Raw genomic sequence first — 14,878 nt, forward strand, 5'->3', positions numbered from 1 at the left:
GTTCCAGCGGCGCGATGGCGGCTTTTCGATCTGTACTTGGGAGATGCGCGTGACCACATTCACTTCGGCGGGACTCAGTGCCTGTCTGGTCTGCTTTGTGACGTTTCTCGGCATCTCGGCCGGGCAGGCCGAAACCACCCCACCGGCGGTCATATCGCCGCTGGTCCAGGTCCCGGATCCCATCGCAGGCGAGGCGCTGTCGGCGATAGCGCAGCCGCAGACGGATTCCGTGCCCGCAGCCCCCGACTTCTACGATCCCAATCCCGCGGATGATACCGCCGCCTGGCAAGCCGTGAGCGGCGGCGGCCAGCACAGCTGCGGCATCAAGGCAGACGGTACGCTGGCATGCTGGGGCGACAACAGCGCCAGCCAGGCGAGCCCGCCGAAAGGCCGTTTCTTTGCCGTGTCCGCCGGCTTGGCGCACAGCTGCGCCCTCCGCGTGGACGGCAAGCTGCGGTGCTGGGGTACCGAGGGCGCCCGGCCGAAGAAGATCCCTCAGGGCACTTTCAAGGACGTCAGTGCCGGCGATGGGCATACCTGCGCCCTCCACAGCAACGGCACCCTCAAGTGCTGGGGCAATCCGAGTCATAAGCGGCTCCAAGTCCCCCAGGGCCGGTTCGAGTCGCTCAGCGCCGGCGGCCTGCACACCTGTGCGGTTCGCACCGACGGCCGGCTGGCATGCTGGGGCGAGAAATCGTTCACGTCTTACGAACGGCCCAAGGGCCGGTTCAAGGCCGTCGCCACCGGAGAAACCCACGCCTGCGCCCTCCGAGACGATGACGGTATCGTATGCTGGGGCAATGACGCCCATGGCCAAATCCAGGCGCCGGCAGGGGCCTTCAAGAGCATCGCCGCCGGCAATTTCTTCACCTGCGGACTGCGCTTCGACGGCAGCGTGGCCTGCTGGGGGCGCGACGACAGCGGCCAGCTCGACGTACCACCCGGCGAAAGCTTCAAGGCACTGGCGGCCGGCGGCAACCATGGCTGCAGTCTGCGATTGGACGACAGCCTGAGCTGCTGGGGCAGCCACCACAACGTCATGCTCGGCGTCGGCCTGCTGCCGGGGGCCGGTGCGCAAGGCTTCCCGTTTCCATTCCTGACCCAGGTGGCCGGCTTCTTGGGGACAGGGCTGGTCAACTACGGAAAGGGCGTGGATCAGAACTGGGACAAGCAGGAATCGAAAAACATCCGGTTTCAGCTGGCGTTTCTCGGCGCTTCGATCGTCCTGTCGGCGGTGCAAGGGTTCTTACCGCAGCCCCCCGACCCGGTGGTCGAGGCGCTGAAACGCATCGAAGCCGCTATTCAGGAGCTTCAAGCGGCTGTCGAGCGAATCGAATCCGCGCTAAAGCAAATTGAAGGCAAGCTGGATACCTTGGCCTGCAATGTCAGCCTGCAGGAACTGGTGAACGCCGCCGTCAAGGTCAAGACGGCCCAGGACATCTACGCCCGACACAGCGAGAGCAGCCAGATTGTGCTCAAGGCGTATGCAGAACGCGCCCGAGACCCCGGCAAACAGGTGCCCGACATCAACCCGGACCTTCAAAAATTCGTCAGCGATTACGAAAAGGATTTGAGACAAGCGCTCAATTCGATCCACGAGGCGCTGGTGCCCGCGCTTTCCACCAAGACCAGCCCTCTCGAGGACTGCATGGTCAAGAGTTTCCAACAATGGAAATCGGCGGCCCGGACACCCTTTGACGACCGCCCTTATTACGAGAGCATCTACGAAATCCTTGGATATGCGCTGAGCTACCAGAACATGGCACTCACCATGCTGCAGGACATCGATCTCTGGCACGCCCAGCAGAAGTTGAATGAAGGCAAAGTCGAATATTCGCCCGGTAACATGGTGGGCTACTGCGCCACCGTGCGCGAAAAGGCCGCATCGAGCGATCCGAAATCGGCGTTCTGGCAGCAGGCTAAGAGCTATTGCGACGATGCGACGGCGCTGACGGAGCGGACCTATAAAAACATGGTGGCCCAGATCGAGCGCGCCGGCGCACCCTATACCGGCGACGACACCGTGCTGTCGGCGGGTTCCAAGATATTGGGCAAAGGCGCGGACTGGGCCAGCCGATCCTGGTTATGGGTGCGTGACGTCAACGAATTCGGTGATTCCATTTGGGGGAATTTTGCCGATACGACCATTCTGAAGAATCAAGCCAAAGACCGCACCAAAGAATTTCTGTATTACGACTGGAAGGCGGATGCCCAGGCGTGGAAGGATGTCGGGGAGGTACTCTACGCCCAAATGAGCGAAAACGAAAAGAAGGATCTGCCGGCGGTCATGGAAAAGGAAGCCGGTTTCAGGAGCATTACCGACAAGGTATTCTGGATTACCGGCAATACTTTTGCTGTCCACTGGAACGACTTGGTAGATTTGCACAAAGACTTCTCTACCCGCGTTGACGAAGTCACAACCCAGAACATGAAATGCTTCATCGGCAGCGGCATACGGAACGATCAACTCCCTGGCAAACAACTGCAGGGCATAGTCTGCAGCCAAGGGCAGATGGGGTACTTCACCGGAAGAGGAGCCTGGACGAGCGGGGAAGGATATCTGGAAGTCCATGAATATGCCGAGGACCGCAACGGCTACAGCAAGTGGAAGAACTCCCTAGGGGCTTTCTTGGCGCGATGGTACCAAGAGTCTCACTACACGTACTGGACGGCTTCCTGGCAGGGTATACAACAACCCGCTTTGTTTTTCCCGGATCGGGACGGGCATTTGGCGCGCATGCCGGTCCTGGATGTCGCCACACTGAAGTGCAGCAAATCGATGATCAATAAAGACCTCGACCGGCCGTCGACCAATTACGTGGGCGCGCCCACCCGCTGCGGCGACGATCTGGACCGCATCATCAATGCCCTAGTGCCGAGACCTGACTCAGTTGCGGCGAGAGTCGAGTTGCCGAATGACATGAGAGATGTAGCCCTCTCGATAGAGGATTCGCGAGTGGTGTTCAATATTATTGGAACCGATTGGGGCTGGTCGCCTACGAGTGAATATCGCTGGGAAGCGCAGAATCCCGCCGACGACCAATATGGAATGTTCGCCGAATTCGGGCCTGATGGCTCTTGGACGTACCTGCGTGCCGCTGCCTTTGGGGTCGCCGAGTATTACGAGGACTTCATGGTACGATGCAGTGGGACGGTGCTGCATGGGCCCACCGGAACGAGCTATCGGGTTCAGTCTACATGGACATTAGTGCGTGCACCTTGGGAGCCTTAACAGCGAGACCGCTAAATTTAAGGTGACCCGTTATGCCCGAAGTGAATCGTCGGACTTCAGACGCCAAGGACAGCGCATTTGCAGTACAAGCTTCGAACGGCGCGCCATCCTTTTTCTTCTCCGGCGTACCATTCCAAGGGAGCGTTTCGTTAGTGCCACAACAACCATACCAAGTCCACTAGGAGACTCCGAAATGAGCGCAGAACAAGAAAACAAGCCTGGACATTCAGAGCACGCATTGGATGCCGATACCACCCGGATTTACGCGGTGTCCCGCCGTAATTTCCTGCTCGCCGGCGCAGCGGCCGGCGCGGGTTTCTATTTGGGAGCCGGCGACGCGCTTGCCAAATCCCCTGCCGGCGGCAAAGCAGCTGAGCCCGTGACGGATAAGGATCGCGAATACATGCGAGAGGCCATCCGTCTCATGCGGCAGGCCGGCGTCGTGGACAAGACGGGCGGACCGTTCGGCGCCGTTATCGTCAAGGACGGCCAAATCCTGTCCGCGACGGGTAACAGCGTCATGAAGGACAAGGACCCTTCCGCCCATGCGGAAGTGAACGCGATCCGGCAGGCATGCCGCAAGATCGACAGCCATGATCTCACCGGCGCGGTGCTTTATTCGAGCTGCGAGCTGTGCCCCATGTGCTACGCCACCGCCTATTGGGCACGCATCAGCAAGGTCTTTTATGCCGCCAGTTGGGCGGACTACGACGACTTGTTCGATGATCTGGTGCTCCACAAGGACATGGCAAAGCCGTACTCCCAACGCAAACTTAAACCGCAACAGATCCTGAGGGACGAAGGACAAAAGGTCTGGGCGGAATTCCGAAAAGTGCCCGACGGCGCACGTTACTGATCGCTTGCCCGACTCAATCCGGGAGCCTCGGCGAGAGGCTATACCCCCGCCGCGGTTCCCCGGGCATGTACGCGCAACGGGCCTTGGCGCCTACGATACATTTCTCCGCATCATCGCGGGAGGGCCGAATGCCTGAGCCGAAGACCAACGCATCCAAAGGCACACAGGCACGTCTCTTCATTTCTCTCCTGCTTGTTTGTGCCGGATCTGTGCCAAATGCCTCTGAACTTTTTCAAGACAGCTTCCAAAAGACGGCAGGGTTTACCGCTCAGCGGTCATTGGTGCGCGCGCTTTACCCAGCCAAGTATTTGTTATTCGCGGTGCCCTAGGCGTTGTGGTGCTTGATTAGTTGTTCAACCCGGAGAGGCTCGTGGTTACCATGAAAACAGATTGCACGAAAAAATCAGGCGCTGCCGAATCTTCGTTGGATATTAGCGCAGACGAATTTTGCGCGATGTCTCGCCGTAATTTCCTTGTCATGGGGGCGGCAGCGACGGCTGGGATCTATCTGGCGGGAGGCGAAGCGGCCGCCAGGCAAACGGGCCGTAGCGATAAATCTCCCGGTAACACCGTAGCTAAGAGCCTGTCCTTGTTGAGGGATGTCGATATTTATTTTCCCGGGGATGAGAGATACGGGTCGTTTTTAGAGGGGTTGTTTTCGAGAGAGGCTGGCCACAAAAAGCCTAGCGCAATAGTCTGTCCGAAAAGGCATGAAGATATCACGCGCTTCATCGAGATTGCTGTCCATGACAAGCTGAAGTTCACTGTTTGCGGCGGCGGTCTTAGCTCATTATCAGTTCAAACGGACATGATCTGTCTGGCGCTCAATGTTTTCTATAATAAAGTAGAGGTTTTGGATAGGGATGGGCGTACTTTTGTAAAGGCGTGTGGTGGAGCAAAGGTCGGAGACGTCGTTGCTATTTTGAAAAATCACGGACGCCATATTCCTGTTGGCGTGTCGCCAATGCCCGGTTTAGGCCTCGTTATGCGAGGCGGAATAGGGTATTTGTCGCGTAGCGAAGGTTTGACTTGTGACCATATTTCTCAGGTAAATTTTGTTACCGCCCGCGGGGATAATTTTCTCCTCGATGCCCACTGCGCTCAACAAGATCTCTGGAATGCGGTTCGCGGAGCGGCACCGAGGTTTGGTGTCGTCTCTGAAGTTTATCTGGACACCGTGCCTGGCACCAAAGTGACCGTATCGCGCTTGACCGCGGATATAGGCCTGTTAAATGGCTGGCTGGAAAATGCGGATAAGTTACAGGATCACGTGTCGGCCTCTTTTGTCTTAGGGTCTGACAGCGTTAAGCATATGAATCCCGTGTTTTATGGCTATCTGGTTCACCAAGGCAGCAATGAAAACGCTTTGGCTGAATTAAGCTCGGCGCAGGAAAGCGTAACCGGTGAGACAAAACTCTCTTGGCTTGAAGAAGCACATGCAGTGGATTATGCGCTAATGCCGCCTTTCGACGTACCTGTGCGTGATTCCGGTGATCTCGAAGGCGAGCTGGTCCCGGTCGTGAAGAGCTACTTGGTTAAGAATCGGGTAGTCAAGAGGATGGGGGATGTATTTCTGAATGCGATACGCACAGCTCCGAATCAGTTCTGCCGGATCGACTTTCAGCATATGGGCGGCGAAGTGCGCCGAATCAAGAATGGTTCTGTTTTTTCCGGGCGGGATGCGGATTGGAACGTGGTTGTGACAGGATTTTATTATGCTGGATCTTCGCCTGAAGACATGGAGAAAGCAGCAGCCTGGGTTAAACGCATTATGCATCGGATCAATGCCGCAGTAGTTGGCGTATATAGCGTTGAGATAAAGAAAAATACTCCTGAAACAAAGCACGAGCTCCGGATGGCGTTCCACGAAAAATTGAGCCTACTGCATAACCTGGCCAGGAAATATGACCCGTACAACTTGCTAAGCAATTATCCCCTGTAGCAGTTTTGGAACCCGTACCGGCCGCGGCCTGCAGTGGGTTCGGCGTACGAATAAATGGGGCCGGAGTAATAGCTCAGGAATGAAGCTGCACTTCAGACTTCAAACCGCCCCGTGGCCACGCTGGTTCCGTCACACCTGCTGAGCGCTCGGCGATCCTGGCATATAATGGCATTCATCGTTCACCGGTCCCCAACCCGCTCGCTCCCAGCTTCAGGCAAACTCCATGAACCCGTTTAAGCAATTGATATTGTTGGCTCCAATTGCCAGTTTAACGCTCCAAGGCTGCTCCTTCTCCTACAGCTCGGAAAGCTCGGTCAAGACTTCCGCCAGCCCGTTCACCTCGTCGGCTTCGATTTCCGAATCCAGCACCTCGAGTTCGAAGTCGTCCCAGAACAAGAAGGCGCGCTACGAGAAAAGCGTCAGCGAATACGCCACCGAATTCGCAAAATCCGGCAGCAACGACACGGTGGCGTTCTATGCCCGGGTCAGCCAGCTGGCGCAGGAATACGGCATCACCGGCTGGGACAGCGACAAGGGCACCTATGTTGCCATCGGCAAAGGTCTGGCCGCAGCCAAGCTGGGCCAGCCGCAGTACGAGGCTCTGCGCCGTCTGCTGGCGAATTCCGATCCGACCCGTATGCAGTATATCGACGAGGGCTCCCGCTGATCCGGCTCGCGGTTCTCGCACTGCTGGTTCTACCCGTCGCGCTCCGCGCCGAGGAGGCCTATTCCGCCCGGATCGACTACCTCTATCTCGACGCCAACGAGGGTCAGGCTGCGGGAGGTCATGCGGCACTGCGGTTCGGCGACGAGGTCTATCATTTCGAATACGCGGAGGGCGGCCTGATCCGGGCCGCCCGCCAGGCGTTCGAACCGTTCCGCCGGCTCTACACCGAAATCGAGAACCGCACCCTCCACATCAGCCGCATCGCGGTGACACCGGACGTCTACGCGTCCCTCCATGAGAGCTTCGAGAACCGGCTCCAACGGCAGAACGCCCAGTTCAAGGTGCCGGAAGCGCTCCGCCGTGACGGTGAAATCTTGGCGATGCTGGCGAGCACCGACACGCCACCGCGGCTCCAGGTGAAAGGCCTCGGCCTGTTCGAACCGGCGGGGACGGACCGCCCCGAAGACCCGACGCTCGCCGGCCTGCGCACCCGCGCCCTCGCCCGTTACGGGACCGAAGGCCTTCGGACGCGCATGACTTCGGTCCGTCAGGCTATCTTGGCACTGCGCCCGGGCCCGCCGGACGACCCGCTGCCGATCGATGCCCGCAGCTCGCCGCCTTGGCGTTACCGTTTCGCCGACCGCTACCACGACCTCCACGCCCTGCTGGAAGCCTATCGGCTGCTGGAACGCGCAGCCCCGCTCCGGCGCGAGGCCTGCCACGTGCCGGGGGGCCGCGAGTTCGCGCTCAAGCCGGGGGAAATCGAGACGCTGAGAACCTTCGCCGGCAAACTGGAAGAATCGGTGGCGGAGGCGCTGGACCAGCCGCGCCCCGACCAGGGGCCCGGCCTCCTCGCCGCTTTCGCCCGGCTGGAGGCACTGGGCAAGACCCTGCGCTACGGCCGGCTGGTGTTTCTGGACACGCTGAACGAGCGGGAAACGGCACAGCTCAGTTGGGGCAGCGCTCCGCCGGTTTTCACCGCCGCGGACGCCGACTTCCGGCTGGCCCGGCGAGAGCTGACGAGTGGCCGGCAGTTCGATGAAATCGGTTACAGCCTGCTGGAAAACGCGGCGAACCGCCGGCTGGAGGCGCGCAAGGCGCTGGCGGGCAAGGCGCCATTCCATCTGCGTACCCCGGCAGGATTGATGCCCTCACGTCCCGGAAGCCCCACGGAAACCGTCCGCCCCGCGCTGGGCGTCGAGGAACTGCGGGACGCCGCAGCAGCTTTCCTAGCGGCCGAGAGTGCCCAACGGGAACGGCTCGAACAGATCTACCGGTACCACCTGGTGGAGCGCAATTGCGTCACCGAGCTGTTCCGAACACTGAACGAAAGCCTGGCCGGGATGAACGGGAGCGGCGCCGAGGCGCTGGGGGGACGCATCGAGCCGGCGCCGGTCGACGCCATCCCCTTCGTCTCGGCGCGACGCGTGGAACGGCAATACCGCGTCATGGAATCCTTCGAACTCGCGTCGCGCCGCAGGCTATTCCTCGAAACCCTCGACAGCGAATCTTACCTGGCCGAACTCAGCCCCCTGAGCTCCGCGATTTACCATACGAACGACGAGGATTCGCTGTTCCTGTTCTTCACCGACACGGCGGCCTGGCCGCGTCCCCTGTTCGGCGCCGCCAATCTGGCCGTCGGCACCGCCGAAGCCCTGGCCGGTCTTCTGGCAAGCCCCTTCGACGCCGGCCGCTCGCTCCACCATGGCCTCCGCGGCATGCTGGTCAGCCTGCCGGAACTGGCGTTCTTCAACATCCGCAAGGGGACGTTCCGCTGAGACTACTTCGAGTGCATTGTCATCGGCGACCACGCGCTTCCGGTTTCCGGAGCAACAACGAATAGGCCAGAATCGCCGCCGTGGCCGAGACGTTCAAGGACTGAATCCGCCCGCTGCCGGGAAGGGTGACGACGGTTTCGCAGGCAGCGAGGGTCGGCGGCGGCAGGCCCTTTTCTTCGTTGCCGAGCGCCAGCAGGATGGGACGGCGGTCCTGCGGCACCGCTTCCGGAGGAACGCCCCTGGCATGCAGGGCGGTACCGACGACATGGAAATGGGAGCGCAGGCCTTTCAGGGCTTGCGCCGCACCGGCGAGGCGGCGGACGTCCAGGAACTCCAGCCCGCCTTCGGCCACCCGGTAGGCCGCGTCGGACAGACCGGCCTGGGCCGGATGGTCCGACAGGAGCAGATGGCCCAGGCCGAAGAAGGCCAGGGTGCGGGCGATGGCGCCGAGGTTGTGGGGATTGCCCACGCCGTCCAGCAGTACCGTAGCGGCGCCGGATTTCGCCCAGTGCTTCGCGGTTTCCAGGGTGATCTCCGGCACCTCGCGAGGCCTGACCGCGGCGACGATGCCACCGTGCAGCACGGTGCCGGCGATCCGCACCATTTCGTCCGGCGGCAGCAGGCGGTACGGCCGGCGCAGCCGCGCCAGCTCGGTGCAAAAGGGGCCTGCCGCCGTCTTCATCGAGTCGTCGTAGTAGAGCCGTACCACCCGATCAGGCTCACGCCGGAATACCGCCGTCACGGCGGACAGGCCGGCAATTTTGGTAAGCTTCTCTTCCGCCGCCCCGCCACCTGCCGAGCGCGCCGCAGCCTCGGCTCCGCGTTTTCCGGGAACGCCGCCGGCACGGGGCTGCCTGGTTTTCCGCATCATCTGGTCATGTCCCGCATCATCCTCTTCAACAAACCTTACGACGTCCTCACCCAGTTCACCGACCGTGAGCATGGCCGGGCGACGCTGGCCGAATACCTTCCCATTCCCGGCGTCTATCCCGCCGGCCGCCTGGACCGCGATTCCGAGGGGCTGCTCATCCTCACCGACGACGGCCGCCTGCAGGCCCGGATCGCCGATCCCCGCCACAAGACGGCCAAGGCCTATCTGGTCCAGGTCGAAGGGCTACCCGATGAAGCGGCGCTAAACCGCCTGCGACAGGGGGTGCGGTTGAACGACGGCCTCACCCGCCCGGCCGCTGCGCGCATTATTCCCGAACCGGCCTGGCTGTGGCCGCGCGATCCACCGATCCGTTACCGTGCCGCCATCCCGACCGCCTGGCTGGAACTGGTTATCCGCGAGGGCCGCAACCGCCAGGTGCGGCGCATGACGGCGGCAGTGGGCTTCCCGACGCTGCGCCTGATCCGCTGGGCCATCGGCGCCTGGACTCTGGAAGGCCTGACGCCGGGGGAATGGCGGGAACTGCCGCCCCTTGCCGGGCGCGGCCTCAACCGGGGCGCTGACGTTCGGCGACGAAGCGGATGAAGTCGTCCTTGGGCATCGGCCGGGCGAAGTAGTTGCCCTGGAACCGGTGGCAGCCGTAACGCTCCAATATCTCGGCCTGACCCTGGGTTTCGACGCCTTCGGCAATGACATCGAGCCCCAGATGGCGCGCCATGCTGACGATGGTCTCGACGATGGCCGCGTCGTTGCTGTCTTGCTCCAGGTCGCGGACGAACGCGGAGGCGATCTTGAGGTCGTCCAGCGGCAGGTGCTTCAAGTAGGCCAGGGAGGAATACCCCGTTCCGAAGTCGTCGATGGAAAAACTCACGCCGAGGTTCTTCAGGCGCCCGATCTGGGCAACGGCGAGGTCAGTGTGGTTCAGCAACACGCCTTCCGTCAGTTCGAGGCAAAGATCCGCTGGAGTAACGCCGCTCTCCAGGCAGAACTGCTCCAACTGGCTCATCAGGTCGCTGCGCATGAACTGGCGCGGACTGACGTTCACGGAAAGCTTCGGCAGGGTGAGCCCCTTGCCCCGCATCTCGGCGAGGCAGGCGCAGGCCCGCCCGAGAACGATGGCCCCCACCCGCAATATCATGCCGTTCTGCTCGCAAACCGGTATGAACTGATCCGGAGAAATCGCTCCGCGTTCGGGGTGGAACCAGCGGATCAGGGCTTCGGCACCCACCACCCGCCCGTCGCCGAGCATCTGCGGCTGGTAGTAGACCTCGAACTCATCGTTGGCCAGCGCCTTCCGCAACGCTTTTTCCAGCTCCAGCCGGCCTCGGACCACGACCTCCATCGCACTCTCGTAGAAACGGATGCCGTCGCGCCCCTCGTTCTTCGCCACGTACATGGCCGTATCCGCCTGCTTGAGGACGTCGTCCGCGGTGTCCGCGCCGTCGGGAAACAGCGCGATGCCGATGCTCACGGAAACATAGTGCACGTAATCGTCGAGCTGAAACGGCGCCGAGAGCAGCTCGCGCACCCGCCGCGCCTGGACGATCGCCTGGCCCGCCGCAACCGAGGCACTGGGCTTGACCGGCGCAAGCAGGACGACGAATTCGTCTCCGCCCAGGCGGGCCGCCGCTTCCTCATCGTCCGTGCAATTTTTCAGGCGCTCGGCCACCTGGACCAGCAGCCGGTCGCCCATGTGGTGCCCGAGGGAATCGTTCAGTGTCTTGAAATAGTCCAGATCCATGAACAACAGGGCACCGTAGGTCCCGGCGCTCCGCGCCGCTTTCATCTGCTGAGCGAGCCGCTCGAAGATCAAGCCCCGGTTCGGCAAGCCGGTAAGGGAGTCGTAATAGGCGAGCTGGCGGATTTTTTCTTCGGTGCGCTTGAGTTCGGAGATGTCCGAGGAAATCGAGACGTAGTGCGTGAGTTCCCCGCCAGCCGACCTGACCGCGGTGATCGTCTTGCGCTCGGGATAGACTTCGCCGTTTCTCCGCCGGTTCCAGATCTCGCCCTGCCAGCGCCCGGTCTGCTCGAGGCTGCGCCAGACCTCCCGGTAGAATTCGGCTCCATGCAGGCCGGACTTGAACAACCGGGGATTCCTGCCGACGGCGTCTTCCTGCCGGTAGCCCGTGATCCGGCTGAACGCCGCATTGACCCTCAGAATCCTGCCGTCGGCGGCGGTGATCATGATGGCTTCGTCCGTCTCGAAGGTCGTCGCCGCCAGCCTCACCTCGGCCTCGACCGCCTCGCGCTGGGTGATGTCGTCCACCAGCGAGGCCACGCCGATCACCGTGCCGTCCGGCGTCGTCAGCGGGGTGTTGTACCATTCGCAACGTATCGTGCGGCCATCCGCCGTCAGGTTGGCGGTAACGCTCCGGTTTCCGGCCCCGCCCAACACTTCCCGCCACGTCTCGTGCACCCGCTCCATCACGTCCTGCGGAAACAGTATGCCGGCGGAACGGCCTATCATCCGGTCCGCACCGTAGCCGAAAATTCTTTCCGCCGCCGGATTCCAGCGGCTGACGATGAAATCCAGGTCCCACTCGATCACCGCCAGGGGCAGCCGTTCGACGTGAAGGCGCAGCCTTTCCTCGGATTGCCGCAGCGCCTGTCCGGCTTCCCAACGTTCGGTGACGTCCTGCAGGGTACCCTGCAGCACCGGCCCCGAATCTCCCCGCCGCCCCAGAAGTTCGGCCTTGAAGTTCACACGCCGGATTGCGCCGTCCACCCGATTCACCCGCAGCGCCCGCTCCACCCCGAGCGCATCGTCACGCCCGGCGCGCAGCGCGGCCTCGACAGCCTCATTGTCTTCCGGCGCGAACATGGCAGCGAACTCATGGAACCGGCGAGGAGTCTCCCGGTCGGGTGTGAGCCCGAAAATCCGGCAGGTTTCTTCCGACCAGGTCATGTGGTCCGTCGCAGGGTCGTACACCCAGCTTCCCACCCGGGCGAGACGCTGAGCCTCCGCCAGCCGGCGCCGCTCGGCCTTGGCGATCCGCGAAGACAGCCACAGACGCTGGCGGCTCACCTCGAAGCCGAGCGTGCCCATGGCAATCAGCAGGGCGATGGCGATGGCAACGACGCGGTAGGCCGACACCCGCTCCCGCCGCACCGTGCCGTCGATGTCCAGCCCCAAGGCGGCAAGGACTTCCGCGGTGTCCGTGTCCCGCACCGCAGCGAACGCGGATACCGTGCCCTTGCCGCGCTCGCCGGACAGACCGACCACCAACGACCGGCCGCTGGCAAACAAGCCGGCCAGGGCCTCCGCGTGTTCGGCATACGGCCACCGGCCGCCGGCCCCTTCGACTCCGCTCAGGGCCGGTTCTGCTTCAGCCGTGCTGGAACCGATGGCGCGCATTGCCCTGCCCTCATCCGGAAGAAGCAGGTAAAGACGCTTGAGTTTGGGATCCGCGGCATCGATGCGCCGGAGCTGACTGATGAGCCAGTGCTCCTCCCGTTCCCGAACTTCGGTGGTCGCCGTGCGGACGTGACGAATCCGCTCCGGATTGATCGACGCCGCCACGGTTTCGGCCTGGATCGACAACTCGCGGCGGACGCCCCGGTCGGCGGCACGGCCAAAAAACTCCGTCAGTACGAACGCCGCCGCGAGCACGACTGACGAGATCAGGACGAGCCTGAGGCCGAATCCCATCCCGGAGCTGAGCTCTTCCGCGGGAACCGGAAGTTCACCCGAGCGGCGATAATGGAGCCAGATTCCCGAGCTCATGGACAACACGCAGATGCCGCGCAGCAGGGGAATAACCAGCGCGGCCGCGGAGTACTGCGCCGTGTCGGCACCGTCCGCCGGAATCAGAAGCGTACCGGGTACGGCTGTCCCCACGCTCGCGGCATAGACAGCCATCGCAAGGGCAGCAGCACCGAGTGCAAAGTCGTATCGCCTAGGCGTCGTTCGTGCCGCGAGGCCAAGCGCCCCGGCCGCGGCCAGTGCGCCGGTAAACCCGAAGGCGTAACGCACGGCGCCGTTCAGCCCTTCGGCTAAGCTCAGTGCAAACCCGCCGGCTGCGCTCGGAGTGAGCCTTGCTGCATGCCAACCTCCAGCGGCGACGAACCAGACCACCAGGACCGGATAAACCCACCGCGCGGGTAGCCGGACGCGCTGGCTGACCAGACCCTGGATGCCGAAATGAAGCAGGCAGAGAAAGGAAATCGTCAAAACCGCCAACCGCGCCCAGACGAATACCGGATGGTCCCCCAGGGAGATGGCGAACAGATCCAGCCATTCGTAGGCGCCATGCGCAACGCCGAACATCCCCAGCCACAGCCAAGGCACGCGCTGGCGGGTTCTGTCGTGAATCGCCCCGCAGACGGCCGCCAGCACGACGAATGACAAACCGTAGAGGAAATAGATCAGATCCGGCTGTCCGTATGGCAGACCCATGTCCATCAATTCCCGTCTCTAACTGGAATATGCCGGCATCACCGCACCGACGCCCTGAACCGCTCCATCCGCCCGAACATGACCGCCCTCAGGCGCTCCCGGCCTATCGCATGTTTCAGGTTCATCCCGACGCCGGCGACTTGATCCGTCGACGTGCAGTGGCTGTAAAACACCAGACTCCCCTTCCGGTACGGCAGGATGCCGAGCACCATCTGGCTGGAATTGAAGGAATGGCCGACGTAGAAATCTCGCACCGCGACGAGGGCGCCGCCGCCCGTAGGCTGGACCATCTGGTGAACCAGGATGACGGTGGGCCTGCCCTCTACCTTGCGCTCGACCCATTGCAGGGTGCTGGCCGCGTCTGAAGAAGATTCCGCCGGAAACTTCAGCAAAGCCTCCCGCAATTCGGGCGCGTACTGCCGCAGCTCCGCACTTTGCTCCGCGAATGTCCTCAACTCCGCCGCCACGTCCACGATGTTTCCGGTGGAACGGACGTACGGCGCGATGGCGTCCGGACCGTTCTTGCGGTAGCTGTCCAGCCGCTGCCACAGAAACTCGCGATACCGGCGCGATAAGAGGCGCAGCTTCTCCGCCTCGGACACATTCGCCAATTTCAGGCCCAAGGCCCTGAATCCCTCGATTTCCGCCGCCGAGAAGTTGAATGCCGAGCCGGGTTCGACTTCGCTCAAGGCTTCCGCCTCCTCGAGGTCGGACGGTCCGAATTCGAATCCTTCCAGCGCCTCCGGGCCGTTAGCCGGGAGTAAAGTGCCTGCGGCGATCACGTCGGGATCACCCACCAGCAGCGCCCCGTTCCGTACCGCAGCGATAAGCCGTTCGGGCGGCGCCGCGACATACATGGCCAAACCGGCGGAAAGGGTCTTGTCGGTCGGCTCGCTCGCGTCGTAGGAAAGGATTTCGCCCTGATCGAGACCGGAAACGTCGGCGATGCCGAGCACCGCAGTCGCCGGCTGAGAAACCCCGGAAGTAGCCACACCGGGGACGAACACCGGCAGCACCGACAGCATGAACGCAGGCAACCGCCTGAGCAAATTGGATTTCCGCAAAACCGGCATCGTTCGATCCTCGTTTCCTCCGCTCTGCTTCCGTCAGCAAAGCAC

General features: G+C 62.3%; 10 protein-coding genes. 6 read left to right on the plus strand and 4 right to left on the minus strand.

What is annotated here, in order from left to right; translation table 11 throughout:
* The first annotated feature begins 49 nt into the window (after positions 1-49).
* From OOT43_RS08575 to OOT43_RS08590, 4 genes are all read left to right on the plus strand, one after another.
* On the plus strand, positions 50-3,232 hold the full coding sequence (locus OOT43_RS08575; protein ID WP_266024471.1) for an RCC1 domain-containing protein: 3,183 nt from the start codon (positions 50-52) through the stop codon (positions 3,230-3,232).
* 193 nt (positions 3,233-3,425) lie between these two features.
* Entirely contained in the window at positions 3,426-4,088 is a 663-nt protein-coding gene (locus tag OOT43_RS08580) for a nucleoside deaminase (RefSeq protein ID WP_266024473.1), read from the plus strand.
* A gap of 379 nt (positions 4,089-4,467) precedes the next feature.
* Positions 4,468-6,030: an FAD-binding oxidoreductase gene (locus OOT43_RS08585; protein ID WP_266024860.1), complete on the plus strand. Its 1,563-nt coding sequence runs from the start codon at positions 4,468-4,470 to the stop codon at positions 6,028-6,030.
* A 223-nt stretch (positions 6,031-6,253) separates the two neighbouring features.
* Positions 6,254-6,697 carry a putative lipoprotein gene (locus OOT43_RS08590; RefSeq protein WP_266024475.1) on the plus strand — a complete coding sequence of 148 codons (444 nt, stop codon included), beginning with the start codon at positions 6,254-6,256 and terminating at the stop codon, positions 6,695-6,697.
* A 29-nt stretch (positions 6,698-6,726) separates the two neighbouring features.
* On the opposite strand, the gene OOT43_RS08595 is transcribed toward OOT43_RS08590, so the two are convergent.
* Positions 6,727-6,948 (minus strand): hypothetical protein, encoded by a 222-nt coding sequence (locus tag OOT43_RS08595; protein WP_266024477.1) that lies wholly within the window; start codon positions 6,946-6,948, stop codon positions 6,727-6,729.
* Between the two features lie 15 nt (positions 6,949-6,963).
* Here OOT43_RS08595 and OOT43_RS08600 point away from each other — a divergent pair, with 15 nt between their 5' ends.
* Positions 6,964-8,475: a hypothetical protein gene (locus OOT43_RS08600; RefSeq protein WP_266024480.1), complete on the plus strand. Its 1,512-nt coding sequence runs from the start codon at positions 6,964-6,966 to the stop codon at positions 8,473-8,475.
* Between the two features lie 19 nt (positions 8,476-8,494).
* On the opposite strand, the gene OOT43_RS08605 is transcribed toward OOT43_RS08600, so the two are convergent.
* Complete coding sequence (locus tag OOT43_RS08605) at positions 8,495-9,346, minus strand: TrmH family RNA methyltransferase (RefSeq protein WP_266024481.1); 852 nt, start codon at positions 9,344-9,346, stop codon at positions 8,495-8,497.
* Between the two features lie 6 nt (positions 9,347-9,352).
* Here OOT43_RS08605 and OOT43_RS08610 point away from each other — a divergent pair, with 6 nt between their 5' ends.
* Entirely contained in the window at positions 9,353-9,949 is a 597-nt protein-coding gene (locus OOT43_RS08610; protein WP_266024483.1) for an rRNA large subunit pseudouridine synthase E, read from the plus strand.
* Here OOT43_RS08610 and OOT43_RS08615 read toward each other — a convergent pair.
* Both OOT43_RS08615 and OOT43_RS08620 read right to left on the minus strand, forming a co-directional pair.
* Positions 9,912-13,760 carry a sensor domain-containing protein gene (locus OOT43_RS08615; protein WP_266024486.1) on the minus strand — a complete coding sequence of 1,283 codons (3,849 nt, stop codon included), beginning with the start codon at positions 13,758-13,760 and terminating at the stop codon, positions 9,912-9,914. The genes OOT43_RS08610 and OOT43_RS08615 overlap by 38 nt on opposite strands.
* A gap of 38 nt (positions 13,761-13,798) precedes the next feature.
* Positions 13,799-14,833, minus strand: coding sequence for an O-fucosyltransferase family protein (locus OOT43_RS08620; protein WP_266024489.1), 1,035 nt, complete (start codon positions 14,831-14,833; stop codon positions 13,799-13,801).
* Between the last annotated feature and the right edge of the window lie 45 nt (positions 14,834-14,878).

This window comes from Methylococcus mesophilus, assembly GCF_026247885.1.
GTDB classification, from domain to species: Bacteria; Pseudomonadota; Gammaproteobacteria; order Methylococcales; family Methylococcaceae; genus Methylococcus; species Methylococcus mesophilus.

Excerpts from the sequence above, each read along its gene's own strand:
- OOT43_RS08590 (WP_266024475.1), top strand. The coding sequence starts at position 6,254 with ATGAACCCGTTTAAGCAATTGATATTGTTGGCTCCAATTGCCAGTTTA.
- OOT43_RS08580 (WP_266024473.1), top strand. The coding sequence starts at position 3,426 with ATGAGCGCAGAACAAGAAAACAAGCCTGGACATTCAGAGCACGCATTG.
- OOT43_RS08585 (WP_266024860.1), top strand. The coding sequence starts at position 4,468 with ATGAAAACAGATTGCACGAAAAAATCAGGCGCTGCCGAATCTTCGTTG.
- OOT43_RS08620 (WP_266024489.1), bottom strand. The coding sequence starts at position 14,833 with ATGCCGGTTTTGCGGAAATCCAATTTGCTCAGGCGGTTGCCTGCGTTC.
- OOT43_RS08610 (WP_266024483.1), top strand. The coding sequence starts at position 9,353 with ATGTCCCGCATCATCCTCTTCAACAAACCTTACGACGTCCTCACCCAG.
- OOT43_RS08615 (WP_266024486.1), bottom strand. The coding sequence starts at position 13,760 with ATGGGTCTGCCATACGGACAGCCGGATCTGATCTATTTCCTCTACGGT.
- OOT43_RS08605 (WP_266024481.1), bottom strand. The coding sequence starts at position 9,346 with ATGATGCGGAAAACCAGGCAGCCCCGTGCCGGCGGCGTTCCCGGAAAA.